Below are 16,311 nucleotides of genomic sequence, written 5' to 3'. Positions count from 1 at the left end.
GCTACCCTTTTCTACATCGATTTAACCGATACCACTTCCACGTACTTGTACTTCTTCCTCGCAGCCTTCACAGCCTCCTGCTCAGCAAGCAACGAGCTCAACGTATCAGCCTCGTGAATCAACTCGATCATTTTCCCTTCAAATTCGTTTCCAACACGTAACGTGACCCTCAGCCTAGGCGTAAATGATTTCGCCGCTTTCTTCTTGGCTGCTGGAGCAACCACCGGCTTTGTGAACACAACCTCTGGCACAAGTTCCAGAACTGGAGGAGCAGAAATCTGCACCTCAGGCTGAACCGTACCAAACAAGGCACGACGCATTTCTTCTTCGGTTAAATCAGAGTTCATAGAACATCTCAAAGTGGGCGGTAATCAGCTCGACGAATTCTACTAGGATGGCGGCTCCAGCGTGTCCTCTGGGAGCATGTATGGTCACTGTGAATTCGGGCTACGTGGTCAACATTTCAACGTGGTAGTGGGCTAGATAGCGTTAAAAATGATGCAACGTAAGCTAGGCTATTGAGGGCTTAAGGGTTCATCGCAATGGTTGTCTGGCTTCGTCTTCGACAACTGAGTGAACTGCTCCAATGCGTTTTGGAAATCCTCCAATGCAAAGCTTACCGGCTTGCTCTCGGCGATCCATTTTGTCGAGATTCCAACTTCCAGTTTGTCCGAAATACTTCGACCGAAGCGCCGCCAGTGTACGGTGTCAGCCTCGATTACCTGCTCAGTGACCAAGACGATACAGTCGAAATTCATGTCATCGCTACAGACCAGCAACGGCACGATTGTGGAGCTTCCATCCTCCGCCGGGATGATGCGACGGTTCGCAAGAGCGTCTTCGTATTCGTCGATAAGCCAGATCAGAGAAAGACCAAGCCTTGCGACGTCTGACCATTCGAGATGAGTGGACAGCCATTGCTCAATGCCAATGCCGTCAATCATTAACCATGCGCAAGCGCTCCTGGCGAATCCAGGTCGGTAGTAAGCGGCGCTGATAACTTGGTGCATGGCGAAGTCCTTTAGTGCAGTGCTGCTGTGAGGATACTCCAGTGGTATCACGCCTAGGCGCCAGTAGATCACTACTCTCGGACGCTTGAAGGGAAGCTTATATTGCACCTGGACGGACGGGCAGCTTTCAACCTTGGCGCGACGATGAGGTCGGATTGTGAGTATCTTTCCCCGTCGGGTTTCCCTCACAAGCTGCTCCTTGGATTTTAATCAGGTACGATCCCGACGACTCATCAACAATCGAGATCGTGTCATGCAAGATGGCTGCTGGCACTTCCATCTCTTCGGTGCCAATTTCGCCACTGAAGTCGAGGCGCACAAATACGTGTTTGAACAGTGGGGGATAGAGCCCCTGAAACCGGGAGCGAAGCCGAGTACGTTTCGTGGGGAGACCGCAATCCTACCTGGCGAATAGCGGAAGATCTTGGGTTCAACATGGATTCAGATTTCGTTGAGCTCGCCAGTACACCAGAAGACGTCGCCAGTGCTGGCAGTACCGAGGACGTAGATAGTGGAATTCAACAGAGTCTTGAAAAAGTCTGGACGAAGGGCCGGTTCCTCCGCCGCCAGTCCGAGTGATTTTTCGAGGTTGTTTTCTTGCAGGGTATCCATGATGCCCATCGGCAGTTCCATCAAAACAGACAAAAAGTGAGTGGCAAAGAGCGCGCAGTTTTTCATGCCTTTGTGAAAACAGGAAGAACAGGAGGCTAATAAATTCAAAGCATACGCAGAGACACTCTGGACGGTATTGCAAGGAGAGCACCTCCACATCAGTGCTGTATGAAGCCAAATGCGGTTCGCCTCTAAGGGCTGCTTCTGGCCGATTCTGTTGAAAAAGTCGGCCATGGTTTCCGCAGTAGAAAAGTACGCGCTTGAGATTTAAATCTTTACATTGAGCAGAGGATTCCGAGCTCAGATTTCGCTTAGCGGCGCGCAAAAAAGAGTTTTCTGCGATTGGCGTTTGCTTCCCTGCAACAGACAGCTACCGGCCGACTCTGTTGAAAAAGTCGGTTCTTCCAGACTGCCCGCATACCAACCATGCCGTAAGCGAGGATAACGGGCGATTTGGTTATCGTGGTGCAAGATTGCTGGCCGCGCATGAGTGATGTCACAATGATGCACCTCGCCTGCATGCTCAACAATAACCGCGATTCACGGACTATCACCATGCCCAGCCTCTGTTGCTGTTCTAACACGCCAGGCCCGCCGAAGAGACTTCTCCTGGTTCGGCTGCTTCGACTGATGTGTTTTGTGCTGCTCTGGGATCAGACTGCGTGGGCGAGTCCTGGCCATCAACAGAATGGCGCCGAACAGGTGATTAATGTACAGCTACGTTGGAAACATCAGTTCCAGTTCGCGGGCTACTATGCTGCCATCGCAAAGGGGTATTACCGCGAAGAAGGACTGGATGTGCGCTTGCACGAAGGTGGCCCCAATGTCACACCGGTCGAAGAAGTGCTCTCTGGGCGTGCCCAATACGGCGAAGCCAATAGTGAATTGCTCTACGCACGTCTGCATGGGAAGCCCTTGGTAGCGCTGGCGGTGATTTTTCAGCATTCACCTTCCGTACTCGTGGCTCGCACAGACCAAGGTGTTCGCACTGTGCACGACCTGATCAGCAAGCCGTTGATGTTGATGGATGCACAGACCGATGCCGATTTTCTGGCGATGTTCCGTAGCGAGGGTATACCCCTCGAAAAACTACAACTGCTACCCAGCAGTTATCAAATTGAGGATCTAGCCAGCGGTAAAGTGACGGCGTTCAACTCGTACCTGACCAACGAGCCCTTCTACCTGCAACAGCGGGGCGTGGAATACAACATCATCTCGCCCGTCACCTACGGGATCGACTTCTACAGCGACATCCTGTTCACCAGCCAGGCCGAGATTGACGAACATCCACAGCGGGTCGAGGCCTTCCGCCGCGCTACCCTGCGCGGCTGGCGCTACGCGATGGATAACCCCGAGCAAATCATAGACCTGTTGCTCAATCAGTATTCGGTGGAGAAAAGTCGCGCGCACTTGCAATTCGAAGCTCAGGCCATGCGTCCGCTGGTGGTATCTGACCTGATCGAGATCGGTCATATGAACCCAGGGCGCTGGCAACGTATGGCTGAAACCTTCCTCGAGCTGGGTATGGTCGACAATATCGCCGGTCTGGAAAACTTCATTTACGATCCCAGCCCGCCACAGCTTATAGAGCGGCTACGCAAGACCATTGCGCTGATCAGTATCGGCTGTGTGCTTGTCCTGATGTTCGCTCTGGTTCTGTTGAATACCCAGCGCCATCTGCGCAACGAGATCAAGTTGCGCAAACTCGCCGAAGAGGAAGTACACAAACTGGCCTTCTATGACAGCCTGACTGGCTTACCCAATCGCAATAGTTTTATTCCCTTTGCAAGTCAGAAGTTGCTGGCCGCAAAGATCCGTGGAGAAAATCTAGCCCTGTGCTATATCGACTTGAATCATTTCAAGCAGATCAATGATCGTTTTGGCCACCAGGCAGGCGATGCCATCCTGATCCACGTAGCCACGGCTATCAAATCCAGTATTCGCGAGTTTGAAATAGCCGCGCGCATGGGAGGTGACGAATTCGTAGTGCTGCTCGACGGCGCGCATCACAGTGGCGATATCCAGCGCATCACCCATGAAATCTGCAAGTCCGTCGACCTGCCCATTCCATGGAAAAACAGCCAGATCAAGGTCAGCGCCAGCCTAGGGGTGGCGTGGTATCCGGAAGATGGCGAAGGTCTGGACGATCTGATTTTCAAAGCCGACACCGCCATGTTCCAAAGCAAAGCCGGTATCGCTGTGCAGGCTTGAAGCTGCTTGCGTGGCGCCCCTCCGAAAAGACTTGGTAGTTAGAAACCAGTGCGCCACTGCGGTTTGCGTGTGTGTCGTCCTTCGCATGACGCTTCTAGTCAGCGCCGTGACTGACCCGGATTAAGCTGAATGATCTATGTAATTGAACGGGGATCACAGGTTGCGCAACGGCACCCAGTTATGCGGCAACAACTCGGCGATTTCACTTGCACGCTGCGTTAGCAGGTAACTGTTATCCCTACCGCTTACTCTGAGGTACGGAAAAACGGTTTGGAAAGGTGCTGCTCGAATGAAAATAGATGAGTTAAATGCTGGAAAAGTATGTTCATCTGACCGAGCTGGTTTTTTTGAGCCTCGGGCCACGAGCGCATCCAAAATCGATGTCCACTACAGACCGTCCCTGGAGCAAAAATGCAACAAGTGGCTGCGTAGCTTACCTTAAAGATGAAAATGGTCATCCTTAGGCTGAGTATCACCTTGAGCCAGCCCCCGGCGGTTGCACAGGAAGTTCCTAAAATCGTTGATAGGCATGGGCTTGGCAAAAAACCAGCCTTGGGCAAAGTGAACCCCAGCATCCACCAAGACGTCACGTTGCTCCTTAGTCTCGACCCCCTCAGCAATCATCTGTAATCCCTGAGAGCGGCCAATCTCTATGATGTTGAACAGCAGCGGCTTGCTAACGCGATTGCTGCCTATCTCGCTCACAAACGCTTTATCAATCTTCAAAAAGTCGAGATCGTAAGTAGACAGATACGACAGGCTCGAATTACCCATCCCAAAATCGTCGATTGCAATTTTAAAGCCATTCGCACGGATCGACTCCAACACTTTTTTAGCCTTGTCGGGCACGATCAAACCACGCTCGGTGACCTCGATCATGATGTTTTTAGGACGGGCGGCTGTCACGCGGATGAGCTCTAGAAGTTGTTGTTCGATCTCCTTGGAATGTATGTCTTCGGCTGAAACGTTGATGGCTATATGAGCGCTTGGGCAGTCTTTGAAGAGCTGCGTCGCGTCCTCGCGCACAATTTCAATGACTCGTTCGGTAATTTTCTTCATTAGTCCCTTGGATTCTGCGGCTGGGATGAAAATATCCGGACTAATGATACCTCTTTCGGGCTGATTCCAGCGAAGGAGAGCCTCAGCCCCAACACATCCGCCTGTCCCCAAGTTCATGACTGGTTGATAAAGCAGAAAAAATTCTCCCTTCTTGAGGCCGTCTAGGATCTGAGATCTGAATGACAGTCTTTGACGTGCAAATGCGCAGAGCAGAATGGCACCACCTACACCTGCCAAGATGCCTGCTACTAAATAAGTCGGTATGGCTGCAAGAACCATCTGATTGACACGCGCCTTGGGCATTGCCGCTAAGACCGAAGAGTCGCCATCACTGCTGAGTTTGATAGTGACCAAATAGTCAGTATCAAAAAATGACGTCGGTTGCCCAATGTAGTTGATCAGCCACTCGGACTTGAACGTACCTCTTGAGCGCACCACGTTTTGATTGACGTTGCGAAAGTGGGTGATAGAAACATCAGGTTTGTCATCCTCGACATCGAGAACAAGACTTGGGGTGATGATCGCGGCATATCCATCTCGCTCGTTGATAACAAAGGTTGTGTCAGGGGCATTAGGTAAAATCAATCGATTCCAGCGTCGGCCTCCGGTACCGGTTGTGTGGCTGGCAGGCCCCAGATGTATGGGGGCGGTGGATAGATACAGCGCAGAACACAGCACGTCGTCGCCCTTGATGTACGCGAGGTCTTTCAGATAACTAGCATTGAGCAAAAGGCGTCGCATCAGGGCAACGTGGTCAGGCGAACAGGGCGCCAAGCCTGCTGTACGTTGGGCAGTTACCACCTCATCGACTTGCGATTGGGTGGTTACAGAGCGACGAATGACCTCATCCGCAACATCGCTCAAATCATCGCGCGCTCTTTCAGTGCCACTGCGGACAGCGAAATAGGCAGAAAACGCGATAACTGAAATGGCATAGATTATCGCGCCTAGCGCCGCCCAGTTTCGCAGATACTTTCTACGCATTTAGGTGCTATCCGATGTGCTGTCAATGACTGCAATTCTATACCAACAGAATTGTTATTTTGAGTCATAAATCTCTAGAGAAATCAATGGGTCGTGCCACACCTGTGTGCGCAGGCACGAATAAAAAGGGCGTTATGGTTCAGTCGGTCGAGAGATGTGACTAAAGCCTCACGAACACCTCAAGCATCTAAAGTCAAGCCCTCCAGGGGGGCGACCCAAAGGATGCTTGAGTTTGGGCACCAGTAAGGAGTCGATTTTGTGGAATGCCCGCAGCAGGTCATAAATAACGCACTGACTCGGCTAAGCGCCATAGGGCGAAGACTTTCACGTCTGGCTCTGTCAGCTAGCCGAAGGGTGAAGCGCCTTTCGGCTAGCTCGACTTGCTGGATCGCTGGGCAGAGGCAAGCGAGTTGCTGCGATCATGAACCTGATCCAGTCAGAATGTATCAATGGACATGACCCGTGTGCTTATCTCAAAAAACGTGCTTTCGCGGCTGCTGACGCAGCGAGCAACTGAGATTGAGTAACTGCTGCCGCATCAATGAATGCTTGTCTGATCTATGCGAGGTTGTTCGCTGGCCGCTCCCGATTTTCTACTTTCAGTCAAACGCTGAACATTGAGCAAGACTTGTAGGGCAGACGCCTACGGTGAAACGGCGTGTGTCCGTGCAGATTTCGTGCAGGAAAAACGCACGGCCTGTCCGATTATTTGATAAGAAGCCCTGGCGCGAGATCAAAAAAAGCCTGTTAAAACAACTTGATAGACTACTAGCGCTTTTTTATGTATTTTAGTTATATCGAGGGATAGAGGCCGTCGCTCTCGCCACATAATCGGCTTAGCGGTTTTAAGCGGGAGTAGTTTGACAATCGTTTTGATTTGACCCTATAAAACACGCTCACATTCTTTATTTGGGTTTTTTCCATGAAAGCGATGGTTTATTACGGTGAAGGCGACATTCGTTTGGAAGAGCGCGAAAAGCCAAAATTGCTTGCACCCACTGATGCGATAATCCGCATGACGAAAACCACCATTTGCGGTACGGATCTTGGCATATGGAAAGGTAAAAATCCCGAGATTGAGCAAGCGGCAAAAGATAAAACAGGAAGCTTTAATGGTCGCATTTTGGGTCACGAAGGCATCGGCGTCGTTGAAGAAATAGGCGATGCCGTAGGTAAATTCAAAAAAGGCGACAAGGTCATTATCTCCTGCGTGAGCCGGTGCGGCATTTGTGAGAACTGCCAAAAGCAACTATACGCCCACTGTCGCAATGGCGGCGGGTGGATCATGGGCTACATGATCGACGGCACTCAGGCAGAATTTGTGCGCACTCCCTTTGCAGACAATTCGCTGTACCTCCTGCCAGAAGCCCTCAACGAAGATGTTGCCGTTTTACTTTCTGACGCCCTACCAACCGCACATGAAATCGGTGTGCAATACGGCAATGTTCAGCCGGGCGATACCATCGCCGTCATTGGCGCTGGGCCCGTTGGCATGGGTTGTGTACTCACCGCTCAGCTGTATTCCCCTTCTAGCATCATTGTCATCGACATGGATGACAACCGTTTGGCCATGGCTCGCGAACTTGGCGCAACTCACACTATTAACTCCGCCCAGGAAGATGCTATCGCCCGCGTGCTAGAGATTACCGAAGGTCGCGGAGTGGATTGCGCGATTGAGGCTGTTGGCCTAGAAGCCACTTGGAATATTTGCCAACACGTCGTCAAAGAAGGTGGACACATTGCGAATGTGGGTGTGCATGGCAAGCCTGTGCAATTTGCGTTGGAGAAGCTCTGGATCAAGAATCTCACTATCACCACCGGCCTCGTAAACGCCAACACCACCAGCATGCTCCTCAAAACTTGCTGCTCCGGCAAACTACCGATGGAAAAGCTCGCCACTCATAGCTTTGGATTTTCCGAGCTGCCCAAGGCCTATGATGTGTTTAAACATGCCGCAGATGAAAAGGCCATGAAAGTCATGATTGACTTCTAAGAGCTCATCCGTAGCAAACAGGTTAGCGGTAGATCCAAGCCGCATTGTGTGCGGTGTTGGATCTAACCGTGGCGAAGCTTATCGAGCCGCCGACTCCTGCGCGCGGCAAGAAGATTTACGCGCGCCGGCCGGGTACCGTTTGCCCACTTGAACCGATGCGACTCGTGTCCGAGACCCTCTTCTACGTGCTGCGCACCGGCTACTACGATTCGTCATCAACTGAGTCCGCGTGGTCGAAGAACGGGCCCCCCACATAACTTTTCATGCTCCTTGGGCTAACCAGTCAGAGATCGCTGGGACGCCAAGGAGGCGCCTCGTGGCTATTTGAATTGCCGATCCCAGGAGTTTACGGATGCCATTTACACTGAAGTAATCACGCTTATTGTCTTCACTAAGCACTCTGACATGCCATTACTCTGTGGGCTACGCCCTTATATGGTCAACGACTGCAAGCGGATCTGTTGAGCAACAGGCGCGTCTATTCGACGGTGTAAGCCGAACCGATACCGCTGAGCTACTGCACGACTAATTACCTAAACGCTTCTCCACGCCTTACAACATAAAATTTTGGATATCGCCGCCGCATACGGTTGGGTTGCCGAGCCAACCGGTGGCTTCGCGGTCACAGTAATCCTGGACGAAGTTCACGCTCAGTTTGGCGCAGTCCTCGAAGCGAAACTCAAAACCGTCCGAGCACCGGTGGTTTCGCTGATTTTCACGGCAATACGTCCTTCGTGCCGACACCCCGCGTAGGGTTGTTTGATCCTGCGTCAAGCAGCAGATTGTGATCACGCATCACCTGGTAAACCCGAATCACATTGATCGGGCGCGTAGCAAATTGGTTTCACGGTCGCGACGCAAAAATTCCCAGACTCGACGGCAGCCATAGCTGGGCAGTTCGCAGAGCTGTTGCTGGATTTTGGTCATCAATTCAGCTTCTTTCACAGGGCTACTTTGCCGCGTCTTGGATGATACCGATTACCTGAGTCGAACCGCTAATTGCTGGCGCGCCACACCGACACATTGGCTGACCAGCTTCACTGGTCGTCCCACAGCAACGAGGGTGATTACGCAATCCATTTTCGTGGCCGGGCAATCTTCATGGCCTCTTTGAGGATTTCATTTTCCATCGTTTTATTGCCCAGCACCCGTTGCAGTTCACGGATCGGCTTGAGCGCATCATTCAGCTCTTAGGCTTGCACCAAGGCTTCGTCAGCGCTGATCGCGGAGAGGTTTCCGTCCTGACACGGCTTGCGTCGCAGGAAAAACTTGTTGGCATTGATGTCATCTCTCCTGGTCGAGCAGCTCGCCACCCTTATCATTACTGTGAGTCATAACATACCCGTTTGCCTATCAGGGGAGAGGAGTCCAGTCTTTAATGGGGCTCGTTCATGAAGCGCTGCCACCCACTAGATTATTTATAGGGCATGGCGCACGACGGACTTTTGCGAAGATGAAAACCCTACCAATCGTCTTAAATGTACATTTTCTTACGATTCTTCCTGGAGGTTTGGGGGGGGCTGCCGATGTAAATGGAAAGGAGCCACGGATGAGGGCCCTAAGCCAATTGAGTATTTCTCTATGTCGAAATCGTTCTTTGGGCGCCGTGATCGCACAGCGCTAAGCCAGTTGATTTCTTCCATCCTTGAGGGGGGCGACCCGCAAGTCTCAGGTTGCGCGGAAGCGCCGAGAGTTCTCGAAGCTTGGAAAGTCATAAAGGATGACGAAGCCAAAGTAGCGGCACATGTCTCCGCCCTAGAGGCCGAACTTGAATCTGCGCGCTTGCTCTTGAGAGAGGCTTCTGAGAGTGCTGCTGCTCAAGAGGTTAGATTTGACTTGGTCAACCGGGCCTCTAGCGAAGGCTTGTGGGACATGGAGGTCATTGCTGGAGATCCAGTTAATCCCAAAAACAGGTTCTGGTGGTCATCCCAGTTCCGAAGTCTCTTGGGGTTTAACGACGAGCGTGACTTCCCAAATGTACTTGCGAGTTGGGCTGATCGCTTACATCCGGATGACAAACAGGCAACGCTAGATGCTTTTGCAAAGCATCTCAATGACAAGTCAGGTCAGACACCCTACAAGGTCAAAAATCGACTGGCAATGAAAGACGGAAGCTATCGATGGTTTTACGCTCAGGGTGAAACTTTGCGTAATGACAATGGTATGCCTGTTCGTGTTGCAGGCTCACTGCGTGATATCCACGAAGAGCTTGAGAGGGATCAAGTCCATGACGTGATTATCACCCGGTTTGAGCTAGCGCGTGAGATGCTTTCAGATGGCCTCTGGGACATGGAGGTTATTGCAGGGGATCCCGTCAACCCCAAAAATCCTTTCTGGTGGTCACCGCAATTCAGAAAATTACTGGGCTTCGACACCGTGGAGGAGTTCCCGGATGTTCTCGATAGCTGGGCGTCCAAATTGCATCCTGAAGACAAAGCGCGAAGTCTGAACGCGTTTGGTGCCCATTTGACTGACCGTACAGGGAAAACACCTTTCGACTTAGAGTACCGACTAAAGGTGAAAAGTGGTGAGTACCGGTGGTTCAGAGCGCGGGGTCAGACACGCCGAGATGCCTCGGGTGCGCCGCTGAGAGTTGTGGGGGCACTGGTCGATGTGAACCTGCAGCATGAGCAGGATGCGTTGCGTCAGGCGGAGTCCATCCACCAGCGCGAACTGGAGGATAACCTCGCTCATCTTTCACAGATCGTCAGCACAATCCAAAGTATTGCAAGCCAAACTAACCTGCTTGCGCTAAACGCTGCCATTGAGGCGGCGAGAGCCGGTGAGGCGGGCAGAGGTTTTGCGGTAGTTGCAGATGAAGTTCGTAAGCTTGCGACAAGGACGACTGAGGCAACTCAGCAAGCGGTCAGCATGATGGGTAAATAACCGGGCTTAGCGCGAACTGGCTCGGGATTACAGTGACTGCCGCACGGAAGCGCGTGGTCATCAAAGCGGAATCAGCGGCCAGAGTGTTGATCGAAACCAGTGGAACTCGTACCGAGCTCCAGGATCTGTAAATAAAGGTACGGAGTCGTACATTTATCACTGCAGGTATCCAGGGGGGCGCAATGCCAACACTTTTCGATCCAATCATGCTCGGTAGCATTTCTTGCAAGAATAGAATCTTCATGGCACCGCTCACACGAGGGCGAGCTACTCACACGCACATTCCTACTGACCTGATGGTCGAACACTACCGACAACGTGCTCACGCAGGCGTGATTTTCAGCGAGGCGACAGGGATCTCACAACAGGGGCTAGGCGTTCCCTACGCGCCGGGAATCTGGAACGAAGAGCAGATGAATGGGTGGCGCAAGGTCACCGAGGCTGTGCACAGCGAAGGTAGCAAAATCGTTCTGCAACTCTGGCACATGGGTCGTGTAGTCCATTCTTCGTTCAATCAAGGTCATCAGCCGGTATCCGCATCTCCTACTACCTCCCCTGGACACGGTCACACCACCACGGCAACGAAGAGTACGAAACTGCTCGCGCCTTGAGCGAAAGCGAGATCAAGGACGTGGTCAAGCAGTACGGTGTGGCGGCTCGCAACGGCATGCAGGTGGGTTTCGATGGCGTTCAAGTGCATGCCGCCAACGGCTATCTGATCGATCAGTTTTTGAGGGATTATTCAAATTTCCGTAAAGACCAATATGGAGGAAGTATCGATAACCGCATTCGTCTGCTTTCTGAAGTTGTTGAGGAGGTCGTTGCTGAGGTCGGTGAGGAACAGGTCGGAGTGCGACTCTCTCCTAACGGGGAAATTTTGGGAGTGAATGACTCCGATCCAGCTCCACTTTTTGTGCGAGCAGCGCAGCGAATGTCTGAAATTGGAATTGCCTACCTGGAGGTTCGCGAAGCTCCGCCCGGAGACTTCATGCTCTCCTCCAATACCGCACAGATCCACCCTCTGATGAAAGAAGTGTTCGATGGCCTGTTCATCATGAACAGCGACTTCGATTTCAAACGTGGTGAGGATTGCTTGTCCACTCACCAAGCGGACGCCATCTCCTATGGCAGGCCGTTCATCAGCAATCCAAATCTTCCAGCGATGTTTCATAAAGGACTGTCCCCCGTGCCGAGCAATCCAGAGACCTACTACTCACTGGGAGCCGAGGGTTACGTGGATTATCCAGCTGGACAGGGCGAAGTACCTTCTCGAGAATGATGACGCCCTTATCAGGGGCTTTGGGTGGTTACCGCCTCCTGCAAGTGACTAAGTGACCACAGTAGTCTGCGCAAACGGTCTTCCAGATTCGCACCTCTTGGTAACAAAAAACATGCATTGCTAAAGATTCGTTGAACTCCTTGAGTCGACTGCAGCTCAATTAATGGTACTCAGTCGTACTTTTTTTCATGCCGTCCTTTGGCGTGAAGCTTATGATCAGGAGATGCAAATGCCCCACAGAGATATGCGTGCAGCCCGCCTTCATGACACAGACGAGCCAATGAAAGTCGAAAAGGTGCCGCTGCCAGACATCCGGCCTACTGAGGTGCTGGTAAAGGTCGTCGCATGCGGTGTGGTGCAAAATCTACAGAACGTGCTGAGAAAATGGGACGAGGTAGCGTCTGAACTGCCGCGTCCTAAACTTCCTGCGATTTTTGGGCTTGATGCCACTGGAACAATTGAGTCTGTAGGGGCGCAAGTCTACGGTTTTAAACCCGGAGACAGAGTCTACGTTAACCCTGGCCGTTCATGCGGTTCGTGCCGTGCCTGTCAAGCTGGAGAGCCTGTTTCATGTGACAGTTTCGTGCTCAACGGTTACTTCGGCCTGGGCAAGAACGGCGCTCGGATGTTCGAGGACTATCCTCACGGAGGACTGTGTGAATACATGCCGGCGCCCCAGTACAGTCTAGTCAGACTGCCTGATGAAGTGGATTTTGAAACGGCGACCAGGCTTGGTTATCTCGGCACGGCTTATCGCGGGCTGGTTAGGGCCAATGCCGGGCCGGGCAAGATTCTTCTTATCAACGGGATCACCGGAACGTTGGGTCTAGGCGCTGTTGCGCTGGCCCTTGCGCTCGGGGTGAAGAAAATTCTTGGTACTGCCCGGAACGAGGCATTATTTCAGAAGGTTCAGAACATGGGGCCTCCGGGCAGGATCGAGATATTGAAGTCGGGTTCTGAGTCCGTGAAGGAGTGGAGTCAGCGAGTGACTGACGGCGAAGGTGTCGACATTGTGCTGGATGCTTTGGCTCCAGGAGCGCCTGCCGAGCCATTGGTGGAGGGCTTCAAAAGTCTGAAACGAGGCGGTCGGTTGGTGGACGTTGGTGCTGTCCAAGGCGACGTTCCCCTGGACTTGTTCTGGGCGCTTTCTAATGACGTAACAATCATCGGATCAAGCTGGTTCACAACGCATCAGAGTCAAACGATGGTTGACATGGTAGGCGCAGGACTCTTGGATCTTGGATTCTACGAGCACAAGGTCTACCCCCTCGAGCAAGTGAACGAGGCTGTCAACGATACCGACAGTCGCTGCGGAGGTTTCACAAACTACGTCATCAAGATGTAGTGATTTATCTAGTTGCCAACCCCTCTGAGGGGCTGGCAGCTAAACCGGATTGTCGAGTGTGGATTGATCGAGATCCTTCGATAGCATCCGGGCGACCTGAGCGACGTCTTTTGTAACACGCCGGTTAAGAAAGCCTAGGTCGTCACCAAAAAACGCGTGAAAGTAGAGGGGGTGAAGTGCCAGCTCGACGAATCGTCTCCCTACCTCTAAAGCAAGCTCATCGCTCAAAGGCTCTTCAGCGGTCTTCAGGGCGTCAGCAATACTTTGTACACATGCGCCGAAGCCTAAACGAAACGCTTCCTTCGCAATTTCTGGGAAGCGATCAGTTTCGGCCAAGGTAATGCGCATGATTGAAATGACATAGGGGGTGAGTGTGGCTTCGGCTAGCGCGGTACCCACCTGCACTAATTTTTCCTCAAGCGTTCCCCGGGCGGGCTCTGTATCCATCTCTTGAAGAAATGTCTCCACGCACTTGCGCACCACAGCTTCGAAGAGCGCTTCCTTGGTTGCGTAACGACTGTAAAGCGTGGTCTTACCCACATGGGCTCGCTCTGCGACGTGGTCAAGGGTGGAGCGTCCAAATCCATGCTCCAAAAATATGGCAGTGGCTGCATCAAGAATTCTCCGCTCGACCTCACCCGCTTGGTCAGCACGTGGACGACCTGGTCTTGGGCGGGGCGAGGTGGGATTTTTTTTGGAGCGATCCTGTTTCAAACCATCAATCCATCTTAAGAAACTGAGTTGCACAGTGTGCCATTTACTGACCGTCCTAGGTTGGTATCGGCTAGCCGTTGCCCTTCGAAAAGCGAAGTACCAACGAAACGACGAAAGGAACACGAGGTGTGTGGCTTTTAATAGTACGCTGTCGTACTATTAATTCATCGTGAAGCTTGTGTTCGTCCTGTGGATGCGACGGTAGCTTCACAGCCGCGTAGAGACTTGGCCAGGCTCGCGCTTACAGGCTCGACTTGAGGTAGAAGTTGAGCAGCATTGCAACGGCTCAGGAAGGCTGCGACCGGCCTGATTTCCACGCCTGGATGATGTCTGCAATCACAGAGAGAGATCGTATGTCGACTTCGTTGTATCAAGAATGGTGTGCGGCCCGTCTGAGTGCTCTGCGCTTACTCAACCAAAGGGTAATTGCTCAGGCCGAGGCACTAATGAGTGAAGACGGTGCTGTTCAAGCGGGCGTGCTTCTTGAAGCTGCGATCATCTATGAGGTCTGCTGCAGACATCAGCGAACCCTCGCTTGTCTGATGCGAGAACTGTCAGTGTCTGCCGATCTTGGTTTCACGGGCGATACCACATGCCAAAAGTCGGCGTCTGATCTCACGTCCGCACAGGCTGACCAATCGCCGATCAGCTCTCTTTCAGCGCTGTGTGACCTTCGCGCGACTATTGCTTCCGCTCAGTTTTCTTACGACGAGCTGAGTAGCGCGTTCGACGCTTTAGGGCTGTCCCACCAAAAAGACGATCTGCATTGGATGCGCGACGAGTGTGCTGCTCACAATCGTCGACTTGAAACTCTAGTCATCTCCCATCAGGCGCAGCTGGTGGCGCCAAGAACCCCTCTTCAACAGCGTCCTGGTGAACCGACAAACCCGCTGATACATCCATGTGTCGCTGGGCATATCGCGTCCTTCCATGCTGCCACCGACAAGACTATCCAAGAGGCCTGCTAGATGCTTGCAAAAAGTGAAATTTCATCCATCTACAAGTCTCTAAGTAACGCCTACCCGACGTTCGATCAGAGTGACGATGAATGGATGACCAACGGGCTGTCCAGCACGCCATTCCGAAGCATTGTCTCTGCTGCACTGTCGACCATGACGACTACCAAAAGAGTGGTGGCTGCGTGCGTGCCCCTCTACAAGAAGGTGTCGACGTTTGAGGAACTTCTGGCGCTGGATGATGAAGAGCTTCGAAGCATCATCAAGCCTGTCGCACACTACAACAAAAAGACCAAAAGCCTGAAGATGATGTGCAAGCAAATCATCGACAGACACGGCGGCAAGCTTCCAGAAACAAAAGAAGAGTTGCTCCAGCTGCAAGGCATTGGTCTCAAGTGTTCAAGTCTGATCATGAACTTCATATTCGACACCCCATTAATTGCCGTCGATACGCACATCCATCGCCTGCTAAACCGTTTAGGGATTGTTGACACCACTTCAACGGATGTCACCACCAAGGTGATCAACCAAGTAACCCCTTCGCAATACAAAAAGCACGCTCACGAATGGCTAATTCAGCATGGGATGAAGGTCTGTGTTGCACGCAGCCCTCATTGCAATGACTGCATTATTTCCAGCCACTGCGCGTATTTTTCTGAACACTACGCTTAGTTCTGGCTGTGACGTTGGGTAACCTAGAACGCATAGAACCACTAGAGGTACAGAATGAGTGTGACTGCTGTTGGTGCTTTGCTGGCGCAAGGGTTGCCCATCCCGGTTTTTTCCGCAACTGCCTCCGCTGGATTTCCATCTCCTGCTACTGATCACATTGAAAAACACATCTCACTCGACGAGCTTTTCAACATTCGTGCACCTCATGTTTTCCTGGTCAAGATTGACGGGGACAGCATGCAGAAAGCCGGGATTTTCAGCGGCGACTTTGTGATCGTTGATCGCAGCAGGGAAGCCGTTGACGGCGACATAGTCGTTGCGTCGCTCAACGCTGAGCCTGTATGCAAGAGGCTCAGACTTGAAGGTCGACGGCTGAGTCTGGCGCCGGAGAACGACAGCTACACCACGAGAACGCTATCCGATGAGGATGAATTGATGATCTGGGGTGTGGTGCAATACAGCGTGCGTGATCATGGCCGGAACTGACGAAATGTTTGCTTTAATCGACTGCAACAGCTTTTACGCGAGCTGCGAGAGAGTGTTCAGGCCGGATCTTGCCAAGGTGCCGATTGTTGTTTTGTCTAACAACG

The 16,311-nt window shown here is 52.2% G+C and carries 15 protein-coding genes and 2 pseudogenes; 11 read left to right on the top strand and 6 right to left on the bottom strand.

What is annotated here, in order from left to right; genetic code table 11:
• Positions 1-11 precede the first annotated feature (11 nt).
• From P5706_RS34610 to P5706_RS34600, 3 genes are all read right to left on the bottom strand, one after another.
• Positions 12-347 (bottom strand): hypothetical protein, encoded by a 336-nt coding sequence (locus P5706_RS34610; protein ID WP_285685197.1) that lies wholly within the window; start codon positions 345-347, stop codon positions 12-14.
• A gap of 168 nt (positions 348-515) precedes the next feature.
• The gene (locus tag P5706_RS34605; protein ID WP_098952558.1) at positions 516-1,010 is read right to left on the bottom strand and encodes a hypothetical protein; all 495 of its coding nucleotides are present in this window, start codon (positions 1,008-1,010) and stop codon (positions 516-518) included.
• Positions 1,011-1,451: 441 nt separating this feature from the next.
• Positions 1,452-1,856, bottom strand: a complete 405-nt coding sequence (locus tag P5706_RS34600) for a hypothetical protein (protein WP_285685195.1) — start codon at positions 1,854-1,856, stop codon at positions 1,452-1,454.
• 252 nt (positions 1,857-2,108) lie between these two features.
• Between P5706_RS34600 and P5706_RS34595 the strand changes: the two genes are divergently transcribed.
• Positions 2,109-3,833: a GGDEF domain-containing protein gene (locus P5706_RS34595; protein ID WP_285685192.1), complete on the top strand. Its 1,725-nt coding sequence runs from the start codon at positions 2,109-2,111 to the stop codon at positions 3,831-3,833.
• Between the two features lie 438 nt (positions 3,834-4,271).
• On the opposite strand, the gene P5706_RS34590 is transcribed toward P5706_RS34595, so the two are convergent.
• On the bottom strand, positions 4,272-5,876 hold the full coding sequence (locus tag P5706_RS34590; protein ID WP_098949349.1) for an EAL domain-containing protein: 1,605 nt from the start codon (positions 5,874-5,876) through the stop codon (positions 4,272-4,274).
• Positions 5,877-6,798: 922 nt separating this feature from the next.
• Between P5706_RS34590 and P5706_RS34585 the strand changes: the two genes are divergently transcribed.
• A complete protein-coding gene (locus tag P5706_RS34585) occupies positions 6,799-7,869 on the top strand; it encodes a zinc-dependent alcohol dehydrogenase family protein (protein WP_098949348.1) in 1,071 nt (356 codons plus the stop codon).
• A 978-nt stretch (positions 7,870-8,847) separates the two neighbouring features.
• Here P5706_RS34585 and P5706_RS37375 read toward each other — a convergent pair.
• On the bottom strand, positions 8,848-8,949 hold the full coding sequence (locus P5706_RS37375) for a hypothetical protein (RefSeq protein ID WP_502945544.1): 102 nt from the start codon (positions 8,947-8,949) through the stop codon (positions 8,848-8,850).
• A 501-nt stretch (positions 8,950-9,450) separates the two neighbouring features.
• Between P5706_RS37375 and P5706_RS34580 the strand changes: the two are divergent.
• From P5706_RS34580 to P5706_RS34565, 5 genes and pseudogenes are all read left to right on the top strand, one after another.
• Positions 9,451-10,473, top strand: a pseudogene (locus P5706_RS34580) (PAS domain-containing protein); the annotation flags it as partial.
• Positions 10,465-10,722, top strand: a pseudogene (locus tag P5706_RS37370) (methyl-accepting chemotaxis protein); the annotation flags it as partial. The pseudogenes P5706_RS34580 and P5706_RS37370, both read left to right, overlap by 9 nt.
• A gap of 215 nt (positions 10,723-10,937) precedes the next feature.
• A complete protein-coding gene (locus P5706_RS34575) occupies positions 10,938-11,366 on the top strand; it encodes an oxidoreductase (protein ID WP_352231481.1) in 429 nt (142 codons plus the stop codon).
• Complete coding sequence (locus P5706_RS34570) at positions 11,363-12,034, top strand: oxidoreductase (RefSeq protein WP_285685186.1); 672 nt, start codon at positions 11,363-11,365, stop codon at positions 12,032-12,034. The genes P5706_RS34575 and P5706_RS34570 overlap by 4 nt, the downstream gene beginning before the upstream one ends.
• 229 nt (positions 12,035-12,263) lie before the next feature.
• On the top strand, positions 12,264-13,379 hold the full coding sequence (locus P5706_RS34565) for an alcohol dehydrogenase catalytic domain-containing protein (protein WP_285685184.1): 1,116 nt from the start codon (positions 12,264-12,266) through the stop codon (positions 13,377-13,379).
• A 39-nt stretch (positions 13,380-13,418) separates the two neighbouring features.
• Here the strand turns inward: P5706_RS34565 and P5706_RS34560 are convergent, their stop codons facing one another.
• On the bottom strand, positions 13,419-14,093 hold the full coding sequence (locus P5706_RS34560; RefSeq protein ID WP_285685182.1) for a TetR/AcrR family transcriptional regulator: 675 nt from the start codon (positions 14,091-14,093) through the stop codon (positions 13,419-13,421).
• A gap of 353 nt (positions 14,094-14,446) precedes the next feature.
• Here P5706_RS34560 and P5706_RS34555 point away from each other — a divergent pair, with 353 nt between their 5' ends.
• From P5706_RS34555 to P5706_RS34540, 4 genes are all read left to right on the top strand, one after another.
• Positions 14,447-15,061 carry a hypothetical protein gene (locus P5706_RS34555; RefSeq protein ID WP_285685180.1) on the top strand — a complete coding sequence of 205 codons (615 nt, stop codon included), beginning with the start codon at positions 14,447-14,449 and terminating at the stop codon, positions 15,059-15,061.
• Positions 15,062-15,721, top strand: a complete 660-nt coding sequence (locus P5706_RS34550; protein ID WP_285685178.1) for an endonuclease III domain-containing protein — start codon at positions 15,062-15,064, stop codon at positions 15,719-15,721.
• A 54-nt stretch (positions 15,722-15,775) separates the two neighbouring features.
• Positions 15,776-16,207 (top strand): LexA family protein, encoded by a 432-nt coding sequence (locus P5706_RS34545; protein WP_285685176.1) that lies wholly within the window; start codon positions 15,776-15,778, stop codon positions 16,205-16,207.
• On the top strand, positions 16,194-16,311 hold a 118-nt coding region (locus P5706_RS34540; RefSeq protein ID WP_502945545.1), incomplete at its 3' end, for a Y-family DNA polymerase. The genes P5706_RS34545 and P5706_RS34540, both read left to right, overlap by 14 nt.

The sequence above is a fragment of the Pseudomonas sp. ChxA genome, assembly GCF_030263855.1.
GTDB classification, from domain to species: Bacteria; Pseudomonadota; Gammaproteobacteria; order Pseudomonadales; family Pseudomonadaceae; genus Aquipseudomonas; species Aquipseudomonas fluorescens_CB.
The sequence above is the reverse complement of the archived record's forward strand: the minus strand, read 5'-3'. Positions and strand labels throughout refer to the sequence as shown.